The organism is Cryomorpha ignava (assembly GCF_010686655.1).
In the GTDB taxonomy this organism is placed as follows: domain Bacteria; phylum Bacteroidota; class Bacteroidia; order Flavobacteriales_D; family Cryomorphaceae; genus Cryomorpha; species Cryomorpha ignava.
Genome location: NZ_JAAGVY010000029.1, coordinates 46,692 through 62,973 on the forward strand (window position 1 = coordinate 46,692; position 16,282 = coordinate 62,973).

The 16,282-nt window shown below is 41.1% G+C and carries 17 protein-coding genes; 14 read left to right on the forward strand and 3 right to left on the reverse strand.

Annotated elements, in window-relative coordinates; genetic code table 11:
• The first annotated feature begins 54 nt into the window (after nucleotides 1–54).
• Nucleotides 55–1,035, forward strand: a complete 981-nt coding sequence (locus G3O08_RS14015; RefSeq protein WP_163286014.1) for a hypothetical protein — start codon at nucleotides 55–57, stop codon at nucleotides 1,033–1,035.
• A 435-nt stretch (nucleotides 1,036–1,470) separates the two neighbouring features.
• Nucleotides 1,471–2,520 carry a DNA polymerase IV gene (gene dinB / locus G3O08_RS14020; RefSeq protein ID WP_317164077.1) on the forward strand — a complete coding sequence of 350 codons (1,050 nt, stop codon included), beginning with the start codon at nucleotides 1,471–1,473 and terminating at the stop codon, nucleotides 2,518–2,520.
• Between the two features lie 180 nt (nucleotides 2,521–2,700).
• Here the strand turns inward: dinB and G3O08_RS20920 are convergent, their stop codons facing one another.
• Complete coding sequence (locus tag G3O08_RS20920; protein WP_204336885.1) at nucleotides 2,701–2,871, reverse strand: hypothetical protein; 171 nt, start codon at nucleotides 2,869–2,871, stop codon at nucleotides 2,701–2,703.
• An 842-nt stretch (nucleotides 2,872–3,713) separates the two neighbouring features.
• Here G3O08_RS20920 and G3O08_RS14025 point away from each other — a divergent pair.
• The 3 genes from G3O08_RS14025 (at nucleotide 3,714) to G3O08_RS14035 (ending at nucleotide 6,377) form a co-directional block, all read left to right on the forward strand.
• A complete protein-coding gene (locus G3O08_RS14025; protein ID WP_163286016.1) occupies nucleotides 3,714–4,649 on the forward strand; it encodes a hypothetical protein in 936 nt (311 codons plus the stop codon).
• A 410-nt stretch (nucleotides 4,650–5,059) separates the two neighbouring features.
• Nucleotides 5,060–5,260 (forward strand): hypothetical protein, encoded by a 201-nt coding sequence (locus tag G3O08_RS14030; RefSeq protein WP_163286017.1) that lies wholly within the window; start codon nucleotides 5,060–5,062, stop codon nucleotides 5,258–5,260.
• The gene (locus G3O08_RS14035) at nucleotides 5,253–6,377 is read left to right on the forward strand and encodes an ImmA/IrrE family metallo-endopeptidase (RefSeq protein WP_163286018.1); all 1,125 of its coding nucleotides are present in this window, start codon (nucleotides 5,253–5,255) and stop codon (nucleotides 6,375–6,377) included. The genes G3O08_RS14030 and G3O08_RS14035 overlap by 8 nt, the downstream gene beginning before the upstream one ends.
• Before the next feature lie 524 nt (nucleotides 6,378–6,901).
• Here the strand turns inward: G3O08_RS14035 and G3O08_RS14040 are convergent.
• A complete protein-coding gene (locus G3O08_RS14040; RefSeq protein WP_163286019.1) occupies nucleotides 6,902–7,168 on the reverse strand; it encodes a hypothetical protein in 267 nt (88 codons plus the stop codon).
• A 221-nt stretch (nucleotides 7,169–7,389) separates the two neighbouring features.
• On the opposite strand from G3O08_RS14040, the gene G3O08_RS14045 reads away from it, so the two are divergent.
• The 6 genes from G3O08_RS14045 (at nucleotide 7,390) to G3O08_RS21230 (ending at nucleotide 12,896) form a co-directional block, all read left to right on the forward strand.
• Entirely contained in the window at nucleotides 7,390–7,698 is a 309-nt protein-coding gene (locus G3O08_RS14045) for a nucleotidyltransferase family protein (protein ID WP_163286020.1), read from the forward strand.
• Nucleotides 7,688–8,026: a HepT-like ribonuclease domain-containing protein gene (locus G3O08_RS14050; RefSeq protein ID WP_163286021.1), complete on the forward strand. Its 339-nt coding sequence runs from the start codon at nucleotides 7,688–7,690 to the stop codon at nucleotides 8,024–8,026. Before G3O08_RS14045 ends, G3O08_RS14050 begins: the two co-directional genes overlap by 11 nt.
• A gap of 196 nt (nucleotides 8,027–8,222) precedes the next feature.
• Nucleotides 8,223–11,537 (forward strand): SBBP repeat-containing protein, encoded by a 3,315-nt coding sequence (locus tag G3O08_RS14055; protein WP_163286022.1) that lies wholly within the window; start codon nucleotides 8,223–8,225, stop codon nucleotides 11,535–11,537.
• 160 nt (nucleotides 11,538–11,697) lie between these two features.
• Nucleotides 11,698–11,856 (forward strand): hypothetical protein, encoded by a 159-nt coding sequence (locus tag G3O08_RS21225; protein ID WP_239541230.1) that lies wholly within the window; start codon nucleotides 11,698–11,700, stop codon nucleotides 11,854–11,856.
• Between the two features lie 3 nt (nucleotides 11,857–11,859).
• Nucleotides 11,860–12,423, forward strand: a complete 564-nt coding sequence (locus G3O08_RS14060; protein ID WP_239541232.1) for a hypothetical protein — start codon at nucleotides 11,860–11,862, stop codon at nucleotides 12,421–12,423.
• Nucleotides 12,424–12,680: 257 nt separating this feature from the next.
• A complete protein-coding gene (locus G3O08_RS21230) occupies nucleotides 12,681–12,896 on the forward strand; it encodes a hypothetical protein (protein WP_239541234.1) in 216 nt (71 codons plus the stop codon).
• A gap of 14 nt (nucleotides 12,897–12,910) precedes the next feature.
• Here G3O08_RS21230 and G3O08_RS14070 read toward each other — a convergent pair whose 3' ends face one another.
• Nucleotides 12,911–13,615: a hypothetical protein gene (locus G3O08_RS14070; RefSeq protein ID WP_163286023.1), complete on the reverse strand. Its 705-nt coding sequence runs from the start codon at nucleotides 13,613–13,615 to the stop codon at nucleotides 12,911–12,913.
• 470 nt (nucleotides 13,616–14,085) lie between these two features.
• On the opposite strand from G3O08_RS14070, the gene G3O08_RS14075 reads away from it, so the two are divergent.
• The 3 genes from G3O08_RS14075 to G3O08_RS20925 form a co-directional block, all read left to right on the forward strand.
• The gene (locus G3O08_RS14075) at nucleotides 14,086–14,961 is read left to right on the forward strand and encodes a DUF4238 domain-containing protein (RefSeq protein WP_163286024.1); all 876 of its coding nucleotides are present in this window, start codon (nucleotides 14,086–14,088) and stop codon (nucleotides 14,959–14,961) included.
• A 102-nt stretch (nucleotides 14,962–15,063) separates the two neighbouring features.
• Complete coding sequence (locus tag G3O08_RS14080) at nucleotides 15,064–15,759, forward strand: Nmad2 family putative nucleotide modification protein (protein ID WP_163286025.1); 696 nt, start codon at nucleotides 15,064–15,066, stop codon at nucleotides 15,757–15,759.
• Between the two features lie 340 nt (nucleotides 15,760–16,099).
• Nucleotides 16,100–16,282, forward strand: a 183-nt coding sequence (locus G3O08_RS20925; protein ID WP_204336886.1) for a hypothetical protein, incomplete at its 3' end; no start/stop codon positions are given.

Below are 16,282 nucleotides of genomic sequence, written 5' to 3' on the forward strand. Positions count from 1 at the left end.
TCAAGAGCAACAAATCTTCAACTTAAATTTGTACAGAACTAAAAAATCAATCCCATGAAAAATTTTCTTTTAGTAGGTTTTCTCTGCGCAAACTTAGCCGGCTACGCCCAGATAGATTACCACCTGCACGATTCTTTATTGCTAGAGGCATACCGCACGTATGAAAAAGAAGATCACAAAAAAGCAATCGCACTCTACCAAAGCGCCTTTCGCCTCAATGGTGCGGGAAGGCCGGTAGATTACCTTATTGCAGCCAATAGTGCCGCATTTCTCGAAAGAGAAGATATATCCAAAAAACTCCTCGTAGAAGCTATAACCAAGAAGAAAACAGAACCCGGAACGATTCAATCATTTTCAGATAATGCCCTGTATCAAAAATGTGCAGAAAACGTTCTTGCCGACTATGATAAACTGCTGAACACCTATTATACATCTATTCAAAATATGGCCTTGTATCAACGTATTCAGGCATTGGTGCAAAGAGATCAGTTTGCGCGAAAAATCGGAAATTATTATCTCGGCATTTCGGATAAAGATCAGGAACAAGCCTTTGATGCTTATCTCGAAGCCCAGCAGCGAAAGGACACCCTTGCAATGGCAAAGAATAAGGCTATACTCTGGCCTCAAAAAAGCGAAGCGCTCAATGACATGGAGCTGGGCGTAATTAGGAATACCGACAGTTTAAACATTGTAGCCCTCATAGATATTGTCACCCAATTTGGCTGGCAAGACGAAGCCCATATTTTGCTCTGGCACCAGCGAGGTACCTACGGTCAGAAAGATTGGGTTTGGGATTTCTTCATCCCCTTTATAAACAACGAAATAAAAGATGGACGGGTTGAGCCCAGCTTTTGGGCCATGTTTGAAGATTTTAAATCCATACAGGAAAATGGAACCACTATCTATGGTTATCATCCCGGCAAAGTAAACGCCAAAGAAGTCAATGCCAAGCGCAGCAGTATGGGGTTACCACAACTCACGGAAGCCGAAATTGAAGAAAGAAATCAAAATCCGTATGGAGGCAGGATGTTTTAGAGTTGTGATATGCGCTGATGTGATGCATTACTTCCTACCGTACTGTCTACTTACGGCCGTCTGTCTTGGAGAGCGCTTGCTGCTAAGTTGAGCATTTACTTGCTTCGCGGTGTGAGACCACTACTGACGCTTTGGGTCAGCATCTTCGATTCGTTAAGTTAGACAGGCTCAATAACCGTCTGGCGCGCTTAGTGAAGCGATCTCAACGACGACCCTAGGGAGTCCGCATGGACGACCCCCTTGGGATAGCGTGTACGGTAAATGCTTGTCGAAGTGTTGCCTAGTGCTCATTTTTTTCTTGCAGCTTGCAGCGTGTGGCTTGCAGCTCATTCCCCGTAAAAGTTATTCATCCAAAGTTGCACTCATCCATCCCCCAATAATCTTACTTTTGCACCCACCGAAAGCAAGAAATAACTCAACCCCCTGCGCAAAATTCTGCACATAGATATGGATGCCTTCTTTGCATCTGTAGAGCAACGCGATAATCCCGATTTGCGGGGTAAGCCCGTTGCTGTTGGCGGATCGCGTGAGCGCGGTGTGGTCGCTGCCGCCAGCTATGAGGCCCGGGTGTTTGGGGTCAAGTCGGCTATGCCCTCTTCGATTGCCGCCCGCAGATGTCCCAACCTCATCTTCGTCCCGCCCCGCTTTGAAGTCTACAGGGAAGTGTCGCAGAAAATCCGCGCTATTTTCTATGCATATACCGACCTGATAGAACCGCTCTCGCTCGACGAAGCCTTTCTGGACGTGACCCAAAACAAGCGCCAAATGACCAGCGCCACCGATATAGCCCGCGAGATTCGCCAGCGCATCTTTGATGAAACTGGACTGACCGCCAGCGCGGGAATCTCAGTCAACAAATTCATCGCAAAAGTCGCATCAGACATCAACAAACCCAACGGGCAAAAATTGATTCACCCCACCCAGATCGATGCCTTCACGGCTAACCTGGAGATAAAGCGCTTCTTTGGCATCGGCAAGGTCACCGCCGGGAGATTGAACGACATGGGTATTCACACCGGTGCAGACTTACGCAAGTACACCCGCCCCGAATTGGTGCAAATGTTTGGCAAGAGTGGCAGCTACTACTATCACATTTGCCGGGGGTTAGATGATCGACCCGTGCGCCCCGACCGCATTCGTAAGTCGGTGGGAGCAGAGCGCACCTATAGCGAAGACCTCTCCGAACTAGACGACCAGCAGACGGCAATGCGGCGCATAGCCGAGGAGGTGAGCAAACGCATGAAGCAAGGCGAGCACCGAGGAAAGACCATAACCGTTAAGTTGCGTTACAGCGATTTTACCACCCATACGCGCAGCCGGTCTCTTGATCATTTTACAGACCTTGAGGCCGAAATTTACGCCATCGCCGCAGACCTACTCGAAGGCCATCCACGCGAACAAGCCTTGCGTCTTTTGGGGATTTCTGTTAGCAAATTAGATACTGAGAGTCGGAGTGAGGGAGGGCAGTTGACATTGGACTTTTAGGTGGGGTAGCCATACGCGCTTATTTATCCCCCGAATCATTAAACAAATGCATGTGTAAACTACTTTGCGCAGACTACATTTCAGGGTATATGCGAAATGTCCCACTTTACTCAGAAACTGGGAAGTTTAATATTGGTGATCAAACCTAAACACAGACAGCGTACTTATCAGCCGTTATTGTTAACTCATCATTTTCTTAATTATCCAAATTATCAATACGATAACCACAACCACCACAATAACACCGACCCATAAACCGGCTTCGAAAATATCTCCAATAACACTACAGCCATTTAGGGTAGCTAGAAGTACCAGTAAAATACCGGCCTGATAAAAAGAAAAATTTTTCATAGATTTTAAATTTAAGGATATAACAGCGATTTTGCATATTTTGTTGATTTGCATCATATATTGAGAAAAAGATTCAGTAAAAATGTGCCAAAACCGTTTTATACAAATTGCGTAGTTTTCGACATCCGGCAGAAGCCAACCAATCGCCTTTAGCTGTTAGCCTTTAGCTGTTAGCTTTTAGCCATTACCTATTGCTTGTTGTGCCCCCGGGTATTTCGACTATAGATCTAATTGGCCAATTTCAATAATCTTTTATTCTCATAATGTATTCCATTTTTCAATTCCCGGGGTCGGCCTACCGCCTGTATCCCACCTTCCATCTGGGGCAGGGCGTAAGTCTGCGACACGAGCTTCCTCCGGCGTTGCACTTAGCGGAGTCGAAGTGTCGCTATCTCCCAGCCACGCCCTGCAACCCAGACTGAAATGCGGGGATGCCGGCTTCCGTCCTCACATGGGCCGGGGTGGTAAATCTTTTTGTATAAATCTTTTTTTATTTTCTGATCTAAAGTATACTTTTCGGCGACGTTTGGTCAGAGTGGCGACCTGTAATCCTTAATAGGACGTTACGAAGGGTGTGACCCCTAAACGGTCGAAACGTTTAGGGATTAAATCTTTTGCTATAAACATTCGACGCCAACGACCAACGAGAGTCCGGACAGCGTCGTTCCCGTAAAACTAGTATTGATAACAGAAACACAAAAAAAGACTTTCCAAATAGCCACCCACTAAGGATTACGCTTCGAAGGTCTTGAATTTTTCAGCCAAAGCTATATTGTCAGCACATTCACGCCTAAAGCAATAAAATGTTTTCTAGGCAGTTAGTTCTATACCAAGCCAAAGCCATGTTCAGAATCCTCAACCACTCCGAAATTGATTTTAATGCCTGGGACAATTGTGTTTCAAAAGCTGATAATGCCAGTCTGTACGGTAAGAGTTGGTATCTGAATATCCTTGCGGGAAACTGGAAAGGCATCGTAAAGGGAGATTATGAAGCCGTATTTCCTTTAATTTTTAGGAAGAAATATGGGATGAATTACATTTGCCAGCCTATGGGCGTGCCCACTGTGGCATGGTACCGCGCCGGTAAGGCCTATGAGAATGACTATGCCCCAATTCTGCAATTGGTTTCCGAAAATTTTGACATGGCAGACATCAATCTGCTTTGTGGCGAACGGGAAATATTAAACCAATGCTTCGCCGGTGAATGCATGAGCACCGCAAAGAAACAATGTCTCGACATGCGCGACCAATGTTTTGACCGGTTGATACAGGGCTTCAGTCGCGGGCATAAATATTCCATCCGGAAGGCGCTTCGACATGCTATCGATATCAAACAGGGTTTTGATGCGGATGTATTTTGGTCTGTGGCGTTTGCTTCCGATTCATACAGACAGCATTGCGGCTACGCCGATAATCTGGAACCCATGAAAGCCCTTATTTCGTGGGGCCTAAAAAACCAATCCGGTCAAATATGGCTGGCTTATAATAAGATGGAGCCCATTTCTGCCGGATTTCTAATGGAGGCAGATGGTGTTTTATATTTCTTGTATTTATTTACATCTGCTTCAGGACTTCAGCTTTGCGCCAACCATCTCATGACCCGGGAGATCATCCGGGTTAATCATCAGAAGATTCGCACATTCGATTTTGGTGGCTCAAACATCCCTTCCATCCGGTTCTTTAACCTGGGTTTTGGTGCAAAAGACGAACCTGTCGTTGAGATCAGATCTGGACGCCTTCGCCCTATCGTACATAAATTAAAACAACTGGGTTTTTAAGGGTTTGGGCTATTTATCATACGCTCTGTAGATTCGAAGGGTGCATCCCGTCATGCATTTACAAGCCAGATAGAATCCACCAGTCGAAATTGAATTTGGTAACTTTATCCATTATTCAAAATCCTGAATATGTCAGATAAAAACCCCAAAACCTTGACATGGCACAGCATGTCCTTAACAAAAAGCACTAACTCAACCCTAGCCCTATGTTCAATAACAGTCTTTCGGTATGACTTTTCCTAAGATTGTTCACAATATCGTGAACATTTCTTATCTTTGTACTGCTAAAAATGGAGATAACCTTCGGCGATACCGATTTAGCAGGTCTTTATGAAGGCAAAAAACCGAAGCGGAAGGAATGGAAATCCAATGCGCAAATGGTAAAGCAGTTTATTAAAACGGTAAACTAAATGCGTGCTGTGACCACGGTAGAGCAGTTAATGCAATTTGGCGGGCTGCATTATAAAAAGCTTACCGACGATCCAGATGGTATGAGCGCAGTACGCATCAATAAGCAATACCGCATTCATTTTATGGAAATAGAAAATGATGAAGATCCACCGCGGGTCGTTCTTTTTCGAATAGAAGAAATAACCAACCACTATGAATAAGTCTCAACATAATCCATCAATCCCCCTTAGTGACCTTACGCCGGCTTTTCTTATTCATCCGGGTGAAATACTGATTGATGAATTAAAAGCACGTGATATTTCCCAAATTGAATTTGCCCAAACGCTCGATATACCGCGTTCGCAGCTCAACGAATACATAAAGGGAAAGCGGGATTTCACCACTGAGTTATGTTTGCTTGTTGCCAGGGCGCTGAGTATGGATGAGTCTATATGGCTCCAACTGAAGCAGAATTATGAAGTTGATAGAATAAAGATTGATGAGAAATCTGCTCAAAGACTTAAGGACACGCAGGAGTTGGCCTTCTTAGACCACCATTTGCCAAAAAAGTTCTTAAAATCTGTAGGTATTGTTTCCGAAGATAAAACGGAGACTTTGATCAAAGTCAGAAAATTGTACGATGTTGACCATCTATCCGCTGTGGAAGGTAAGGTAGAAGAGCAGCGACTGGCATATCACCGAAAATCGCAAAAAGCAAATGTCAATCTCGTTGCTTTGTTTACTTGGGAATTATTGGTTCAGCAAAAAGTCGAAAAGCTCAAAGTAGAACCTTTCAATGCCGATAGTCGGGAGGAAGTTATAGCCCAATTAAAAACCATTTTTAAGGAGAATAAAAACGCGTTTAAAAAGTCGGTGGCACTGCTTGCGCGAAATGGCATTAAGCTCATTCACCAGCCCAAACCAGAAAAGTGCGCTATTGACGGCGTTAGCTTTTGGAGCAAAGGCAATCCCGCTATTGGTCTATCCCTGCGCTACAACCGCATCGATAATCTGGCTTTTACGCTAATGCACGAGCTGGGTCACGTATATTTACATTTAGCAAATGACCAGGAACAGACTTTTATAGATGTTGCCGATGAAAATGAAAGCTATGGCGACAGCCCCAAAGAATTGGAAGCCAATATCTTTGCGCAAGATGCCTTGATTCCGCGCAAAGCATGGGAAGACTTTGAAATAAAGTATTTCAAACCCATTGAAAATGATTTTATAGCTTTTGCAGATGATTATGATGTTCACCCGGCTATTCCATTTGGACGGTATTGCTATAAAATGAAACAGTTTAATAAACGAACGAAAATAGATAGAACATTGCGGTGAAAGTAGATTAGGTGGAATGTGAGATCGGGGAAGTATGTGGCGTAAATATCGGTCAATCACCGTCTTCTTCAACCTATAATATGGATGTGGGTATGATTGCCATTTATTCAAAGAAACGCAGAGTTTGAAGTTTTTTTTGTGTGCCCCCGGGTATTTCTTCGGAGATATAATTTGCCAATTTCAATAATCTTTTATTCTCGTAGCACATTATGTTTTACAATTCCCGGGGTCGGCCTACCGCCTGTATCCCACCATCCATCTGGGGCAGGCCTTTGGATTTAAGAAATGAGCTATCGCTATTTCTAAATCAAGCCCTGCAACCCAGAGTGAAAGGCGGGGATGCCGGCGTGCGTCCTCACATGAGCGAATGTGCTAGAACCCATACATCTAGTCATTATAACGTTATTAGCAAACCTTTATCATCTTACCCTAAGGGAATAACGCCTTGAGCTGAACACCTTACAATGTTAAGAGCAGACACTGAACATCTTCACCCAGCTGGTTATTGTCTAGACCCGAACATCTTATACCGTTAAGTGCAAACACCTAACCGCTTCACCCAACGGGTTATGGTCTTGACCCGAACACCTATTTGGTTTTTCGCATTCCCATTTTGCTTTTTCTAATTCCCTTTTTGCTTTTTCCAACTCCCTATTTGCTTTTTCTAACTCCCATTTTGCTTTTTCGTATTCCCATTTTGCTTTTTCGGATTCCCTATTTGCTTTTTCGCATTCCCATTTTGCTTTTTCGTATTCCCATGACAGTAAAAGGCGGGTATTGTTATGACGCAACCGGTCAAGCCGTTTTGGGATTCTCTAAATCGTTTATTGAAAAAATGGAGACCTTGAAAGACAAAAACTTTGAAGTGAATAGTGTGAAGGTTAATTTTATTATTTACTGGATGAAGACGGGTAAGGAGGATGAAGTGAAGGTTGTTTTGCCGCATGTTGTTTTTGGGAGGGTCTGAAAAGTTTTGTTCAATCTCCCCGTTGTTTTTTATATCTTTACTCGCATGATTGAGTTGATAAAATCAAATAGCAATGCGTTGAATGCAATATGTGCAAAGCACTTTGTTGCGGAATTATACCTTTTCGGGTCGGCTCTTACCGGCGTTTTCAGTGCAGATAGCGACCTTGATTTCGCCGTACTTTTCAGTGAATCTTTACAGCCATTAGAACATGGAGACGCATTCTTCGGACTTAAAGATGATTTGGAAACCTTGTTCAATAGACCGATAGATTTGATTTCTTACAGGGCATTGAAAAATCCGATATTCAAAAGTGAACTGGATAAAACAAAAGTGTCATTGTATGCTGCGTAAGGCCGTTTTAAAATATATTCTCGATTTGGAGGTTGTAATTGCTGAACTCGAACAGATTATCGAAATCTGCGATGGTGATTATACGAAATTTAGTTCAAATTTTATGGCGGTTAGAGCAGTTGAAAGGAATTTAATGATAATCGGCGAAGCCATTTCAAAGATTCTAAAAACAGAACCGGAAATTAAAATTGCAAATTCAAAACTTATGATCGGACTTAGGAATATGATTGTTCATGCTTATGATACGATCGACCCTACCACACTTTGGCGAATTCTAATTAAAGATTTGCCCGTGCTGAAGCTCGAAATCGCAGAAATTAAGGGATGAATTTTATAAATCTGAGCAACTTTTCTATCTTTTCTTTAAATTATTATATTTGTTGATTAGAGGTTTGTGAGAAACACAGAGTTGAACATTCCTATATCCATTCAAAGGTTAAAAAAAATCACGTCTGTTCCGATAAGCCAAGTCGCGTTGCAGACTTCTATTTTATTAGATGGCATTTGAAGAAACACTTATTGTTATGAAAACCGCAAAGCTATCCCATTTTTTAATCATTATATGCCTATTGATTACGTCATCATTATCCGGTCAGGTTCCTGTATTAGAGTGGGTAAATCAGATAGGAGGGGTAAATGATGACAATGGCGCTGCACTAGCTCTGGATGCATCCGGGAATGTCTATACTGCAGGAGAGTTTAGAGAAACTGTTGACTTTGACCCGGGAGCGGGAACAGCTAATCTCACTTCGATGGGGAATGCTGATATCTTCATTCAAAAAACGGATGCCGATGGGAATTTCGTTTGGGCAAAACAAATTGGAGGGACTTCAGTGGTAAAAATAGAATCTATCGCTCTGGATGATTCAGGCAATCTATATGCTACAGGTCATTATGGAGGTACAGCAGATTTCAATCCGGGAGATGCAGTATTTAATCTTTCTTCGGCCGGAGGCACCGATATTTTTATTCTCAAACTTGATCCCAATGGTGATTTCCTTTGGGCAAAACGCATAGGGGGAAATGGTAATGATAGTGGTAATGCACTAACTGTTGATGGGAGCGGAATGATATATATTATAGGTAGATTTGAAGAAACTCCTGATTTTGATCCGGGCGCTTTAATCGTTAATCTAACCTCAGCCGGAAGTGCGGATATCTTTATTTTAAAATTGGATACCGATGGGAATTTCGATTGGGTTAAACAAATGGGGGGAAGCGGTTATGATAGCGGGAATTCAATAGCTATGGATCCTGTATATGGTATTTATACTACAGGGAATTTTCAAGGGACTGTAGATTTTAATACCGGAGCCGGAACAACCAATCTGACCTCCGCGGGTCTATCTGATATTTTTATTCAAAGATTAAACCTTGCCGGAGATTATGGATTTGCGCGCCGTATCGGAGGTTCTGGTTTAGATTTAGGAGCAGCAGTCGCTGTAGATTATTACGGAAATGCATATGTTACCGGGCTTTTTGAAGGAACCATGTCATTCTACGTTGCTCTCGGAACACAATATCTCGTGTCGGCAGGTGGAAGCGATGGGTTTATTATGAAATTTGATGTCAATGGGAATGTAGTAATTAATTATGATTGGCTTGGTAATGTAACCTGGGCAAAACGTTTTGGAGGATCAGGAAATGACGGAGGTTTATCCATAACCCTGGATGGAGATCGAGATGTTTATGTCACAGGACTTTTTGCAGAAACTGTAGATTTTAATCCGGGGTCGGGAACGACGAATCTTACTTCAGCTGGCAGTGCAGATATTTTTATTCAAAAATTAGATGTCGACGGAGATTTCATCTGGGCCAAACGCATGGGGGGCGACACGTATGATCAAGGCCAATCCATTGTTGTTGATGAAACTGATAATGTATACACGACCGGATATTTTGGGAATACAGCGGATTTCGACACCGAAACGGATAGCCTGACTTCGGTGGGAGAACGGGATGTTTTTGTACAAAAAATATCTCAATGTTTTCCCACACCACCTATATCAGACAATCCTTCTCTGCCTGAACTGACCGACCAATGTTCCGTTGACGCACCTGCTGCCCCTACTGCCAATAACGGGTGTGGTACGATCTTTACAGCAACCACCAATACAACCTTTCCCATCGCTGCCTTGGGGACAACATTAATTACTTGGACTTACAATGATGGTATGGGGAACATCGTTACGCAAACCCAGGATGTTGTCATTACAGGAGATGTAACTGATCCTGTGGTTGATGTAGAAGATTTACCGGAGATAACTAACCTATGTGGAGAGCCGGTTACCGTTACTGCACCTACTGCCACGGATAACTGCGCAGGTACGCTGACGGGTACTACCGACACGACGTTCCCGATCACCACTCCGGGATCAATCACAACAATTACCTGGACTTTTGATGACGGAAGTGAGAACATCATCACACAAACACAAGATGTAATGATTACACTGGATTTTATTGCTCCTGTGGCTGATTTAGATGTATTGCCTGATGTAACAGATGAATGCTCGGTAGCTTCACTCACTTCGCCTGCTGCAACTGATGGTTGTTCGGGAGCGATCATTGGAACTACCACCACGGTTTTACCAATCACCACACAGGGTACCACGGTGGTTACCTGGACATATACTGATGAAAATGGTAATGTGCTTACACAAGATCAAAATGTTATTCTCACTGATACAACTGATCCTGTACCGGATATTGCGTCGCTTCCCGATGAGACTCAATGTAGCGAAGCTACACTTACCGCCCCGACAGCCACAGATGATTGCGCCGGTAACCTCACCGGTACTACGTCAACATCTTTCCCCATCACAGCTCCGGGAACCACAGTTGTTACCTGGACTTTTGACGATGGGAATGGGAATTTTGTCACGCAGGATCAAAATGTAAGTATCCAGGATGTGACAGATCCCGAGCCAGATGAAATTTCACTTCCAGATTTGATTGAATGTGCTGAAGCTACTCTAACAGCTCCCACTGCAACTGATAACTGTGCTGGTACGCTTATCGGTACTACTTCTACATCTTTCCCCATCACAGACCCGGGAACCACCGTCATTACCTGGACTTTTGACGATGGGAATGGGAATATAGTAACTCAGGATCAAAATGTAATAATTGGTGATGAGACCAATCCATTGCCAGATATAGGAAACCTGTCTGTTATTTCGGCAATATGTGAGATTTCTATTTCAGATGCGCCTGCTCCGACAGCCACAGATAACTGTGCCGGTGTGATTACTGCATCTCCAAATATCGAATTCCCCATTACCGACCTGTCAACCACAGAGATTGTCTGGACATATGATGATGGAAACGGCAATGTTATTACACAAAACCAGGATGTCAACTGGACATATATCGATATCACAACTTCTTTAACCGGCTTTACGATCACTGCCAACCATGCGAATGGAACGTATCAATGGTTAGATTGCGATGAGAATAATGCGCATCTTTCCGGTGAAATAAACCAGTCGTTTACCCCAACTATCAATGGAAATTATGCAGTTGAAATTACTGCAGATGGTTGTGTGGATACTTCAGCCTGTGTTCTTATTGCTACAGTGGGATTAAATGAAATTGACCACAATATAAAGTTGAGGGTATACCCCAATCCTTCCACCGATATTTTTAACATCACGTTTGAGAAGCCGATACATGATGTCGTATTAACCATTACCGATACCCAGGGAAAAGTCGTTTCCTCCAAACAAATTCAAAAAGCACGGAATACAAGTATAGAAATAAACGAAGCTCCAGGTATTTATTTGCTCACGATCCGATCAGACGAAGGCCAAAAAACAATAAAACTTAATAAGCAATAAAGTTTTTTTGATGTGATGAAGTAGTGAATTGTTTCTTTGCTGATGTGGTGATGCGTTGATTAAAAATTAAAACAGATACACGGTAATTATCTTTCATACGATTTAAATTTAAGTAGATAATTCCGGAATAGAAATCAGAGTTCGTGGTAAGTCCGGAAATATGGATTTGACACCAGTTAATTATGACATCAGTCAGATAGCGGCTATACTTAAAAATGTAGAAGATTTATTATTTCCTACGAGCAAAAGGGACAGACCACTCGTAACTTACAATATTGAAGAAGGTTCTGTTCGACATATTTTTAAAACATCTATTTAGACGGTGATTGGTTTTAGCGCCGTCTTGGCTCAGGTTCAATCTGCTAATTCTATAGATTTTCTGGATTTAAAAACAGCCAGGGCATTTGAAAATATTCAAAGCCTTGCGCGCCATAAAAACTATGAATTTGAGATTAAAACTTCACTTAAGGATACCTATGAACTCGTGATCAACCCCACTACACATTTTGATCGTGTTGAGAATATTTGGGTTGAAGCTGAACTCTATTTCTATGGGACCATAAAGGATGCCGGAGGAAAGAATAAGGCTAATATCCATATCGATACATCTGAAGGATATGTAACCATTGCGACAGGCGAAGAATTTCTCAAAGGTCAAGAAGAAAACCTCTTGTATAAAAAATATGGAATCCGTGCCGTAGGACTCCAAAACATCGAAACAGGAGAAGTGGATACAAAGTCGCTGGAACTAAAAGAATTGATAGACTACAACCCTGCTTATGATTCCGAATATCTAAACGGGCTTATCCAACGCGCTAAAACAAGCTGGAAGAATATAGATCCCGACTCCTGGTTGCTTAATCTTCGCGGTGGATATGAAGCATAGTGTGTTTCTTGATACGCGTTTGTTTTATTCGTTTTCTTAACGAAGAAGACCCGCTTCATGCTCATGCACTTGGCTATTTCAAATACTTTCTGGAAAAGGAAATAATCCTTTAAGTATCCACGATTTCCATCGCAGAATATTGTGTAGGCGGACAACTCGAAGATCTGCCTTTAAGGAATATCCAAATTCTTCCATTTAATGTAAAGGATGCTCAGAGGACGGGTGAATTTGCTAAAATTATTTTTTCTGAAAATCAAATGAGTGCAGAAAAACTCTCGCCCAGAGCGATTATACCCAATGATTCAAAACTCTTTGCTCAAGCTGATATCGATAAAACGATTACTCATTTTGTAACGTCAGATCGGCGATCTAAAAGTACATGGGCCTTATTGAAAAGTAGAGTAAAACCGAAGTTTGAAATCATAAGTATTGAAGTGCCTTATGCGGAAGTGTTTGGGATTTTGGATTTGTGAAGTATTAGGTAAGACTACCGAACTTTCTCATACCTCACATAAAACTTGTCACTTCCCGCGAATTGGAAATAAGGCTGTGGGTTTAGATAATCCTGTCCGCATTTGTTCTTCTTATTGTATCCGATAAACATTCTTTCAGGATAGTTCGAAACCTTTTCAATATAGAATGCATTTTTCATTTCTACAGAAACGGAGTCGTCAATTAGGTAATTTAGTAGGTTGTAAAATTGATAAGGACTCTCTGATGGCTCAAAAGATACAGACGAGATTTTCTTATTGTCCGGATATGCCACGAAATCGCAATCGGTATAACGGAAATCAGTAACAGAGAATTGGGTGATGGTAATATGCGTCTTGGGAGGTAAAATACGTGTAGCCTTTTCAGCGATGGACGTTGAAGAACTAGTACTCGAACTTGCGCCAGCAGCCACCGTACCAGTACTCCAGTAGTAGGGTATAGATTGTGCAGCACCTGCGCTCACGGTCGCTTCCGAAGCTACAGTATATCGACGGTTTAAATAATAATCGTAAGCTTCTCCATTGACAACGAAAAATGATTTTGCTAAATCTAATGTGATATAAGCGTCTGTTTTATTATAGATAGTGAAGCCTGCATCCCCGCCCTGGCCCCATAAATCATAACTCAACCGGCAATATTCATCTTCAAATATGATGTGGTCTTCATCTTGTGTGCTGCCTGCAGATTTGGTTTCATACAACTAATAATAGTTTATTGGTGCACAAGAAGTGAATGCCAGAAATAAAAAGAGGAAGATATATGGCTTTTGCATAATTGAGGTTGTGGTTAATATTATAGTCAGGAAAGATATAAATAAAAAGAGATTTTTTTTGCTAATTTTCTAACACATCTTTCAGCAGGCTTATTAGACTGACCTTCTAAGCTGTTTACACCACCAAAACTGCGGCACTTAAATAGAAATGAGTCCTTAATTGAGTATTGGTTTTGAGGATATATTTAAAGTTTTTGATAAATTATTTAGACGATATGATTCTGAAAATGAGGATACTAAAATGCTGTTATAACCCGATTTTTAATTTTGTTTTTGAAAGTGATCGAATTTTTGGGTGATTTGAAGATTGATCATGAATTCTTGAAGGCTTGCAGAATAAAGACGAAGATTATTTATCTTAGCGGCTATCTTATTGATTAAGGCATAATCGTTCCTCTATGGAGACAGATGAGTTTAAATTTCCGAGTGATAAGAAATCATCAAGGCATCACTATATCCCAAAATTCCTCCTTAATGGTTTCACAAATTCCGATGGTAAGCTCTTTGTTTTTGATAAATTGAAAAATCGTGTATTAAATAAGCCGGTTAGCCCCAAGTGGATATTTTTTGAGAGAGATAGAAATACAATAGAAATAAATCAGATTTTGGAAAGTTCAATTATTGAAGATCTCCTATTTTCGAATGTTGATAATCTTACTAGCAAAGTCGTCAGGTATTACCAACAAGAAGCAATTGAAAAGCTCGACTTTAACTCAAAAAATACTGCTGAATTCGAATTCTTTTTAATTAATCTTTTTTGGAGAACACCAATGACTGATCACGCAGCGGGAGATATTATGGATAGATCGGTTATCAAAACAAAAGGTATCGATCCCGAAAAAATTCGAAACGATCCTGCCTACAGGAAAATTTATCGGGCTGCTCTTTTTAAGCATCATATTGATGAAATTATTAAAAGTGGAAAAAACATAAATAAATTAATTACAATTCATCAATCCTCTAATGAGATTTACTTGATAGGAGATAATCCGATTTTGTTTAGAAGAACACCGCATCTATTTAGCGAATTTGCTGAGATAGATTATTTAATAGCAGTTTCTTCTCAAAGATTATATTCACACACTTGTAGATCACTTAAAAACACGCTTAATAATCCACGAGCATATAATGCATCAGTCATTGATCAATCAGAAAGATATGTAGCGTGTGCGGATCGTGATTTCTTAAAAGAATGCGTACAAATTCATGATGAAGTAACGAAGGATGGATTGAATTCATCTGTAAAAGAACTCGCTTTTCAAAACGATTTATAGATGGAGTTTTAATGGGGTGTTTTAACCCTTTTTGCTGTTTTGATTTTTATGTTTGGCACTCATGTGGTATTCTTGTGATCAAACCAATAATATAGAATTGAAATGACTAAAATCTACTCTTACATTCTTAGAATTGACGATGGAGCTGCTCCCAATCCATTTGGTGATCTTTGTACACTGGCCATATGCAAACCAGCGATAAGACGAACAGCTTCAATTGGGGATTGGGTTATTGGTACTGGTTCTAAAAACACTAAACTTAGTGATAGAAAAACCTATGACTTTTCTAACAGCATTGTGTATGCAATGAAAATTACGGATGTCAAGACACTAAAAGAATATGATGATTTTTGTAAGAAATCATTGAAATGTAAACTACCAAATTGGCAATCAAAAGATTGGAAAAAAAGAATTGGTGACTGCATCTATAATTATGAGGTTGTTGGTGAGCCACAAATGCGTAATGGAGTGCACAATGAAGGTAGCAGAATAACTGATTTAGGTGGTCATAATGCTTTGATGTCAGATCACTTCTACTATTTTGGAGTAGAAGCTCGACCTCTGCCAGCAAACTTTAAAGATTTAATAAAGAAAAATCAAGGTCATAAAAAGGTCGAAAGACTTGACCTTATATCCGAGTTTGAAGGATGGATTAGTCAGTTCCAGAAGAACAAGCTTTACGCGGATCCACAAATGAAGTGGATTTTTGAAGACGACGCTTCTGAAAGTAATATTTCAGCTTGCTCAAAAGAAAAATTGGAGGATGACAAGGATGAAAGTGAAGAACCAGTTTGCTAACTCATATTTTTAAAAACTTGCAGAAGCACATTATTTAGTTAGAGAATGCCATAAAAAGGAGTGAAATCAATGAACTGGAAAAACCAAAGCTTAACTACAGAGAGACGATATTTTTAAAAAAGCTATAATCTGAAGTAGTCAATTGCAATTGCACGTCTTTTAAAGTGGCACCATTAATCCGAAATGAGTGGCACCGTCCGACCGAAATAGCCATCTGGATAACTCGGTTCAATTGGTGCCACCTATTCCGGTCTATGGGTGCCAGTGATTTCGGTTCAAACAGTGCCACTTTAATAGATCAAGAAATAAACCGCTATCTCGCAACTTAAAAAACTGCGAGATGGCACATCAACTTGATCCGATGGATTTGAAGCAAATAATTAACCTCCATTTGGAGTATCCACCCGACCATCCCATATTGCCTAATTCCCACCCCCGCCTGATCTTTGTCGAAAATAATTTTGATGAAGTTACAAGAAAAAATGTTTGCTCTGGTTCAAGCCTGGCAAGAGAGCGGAATGGT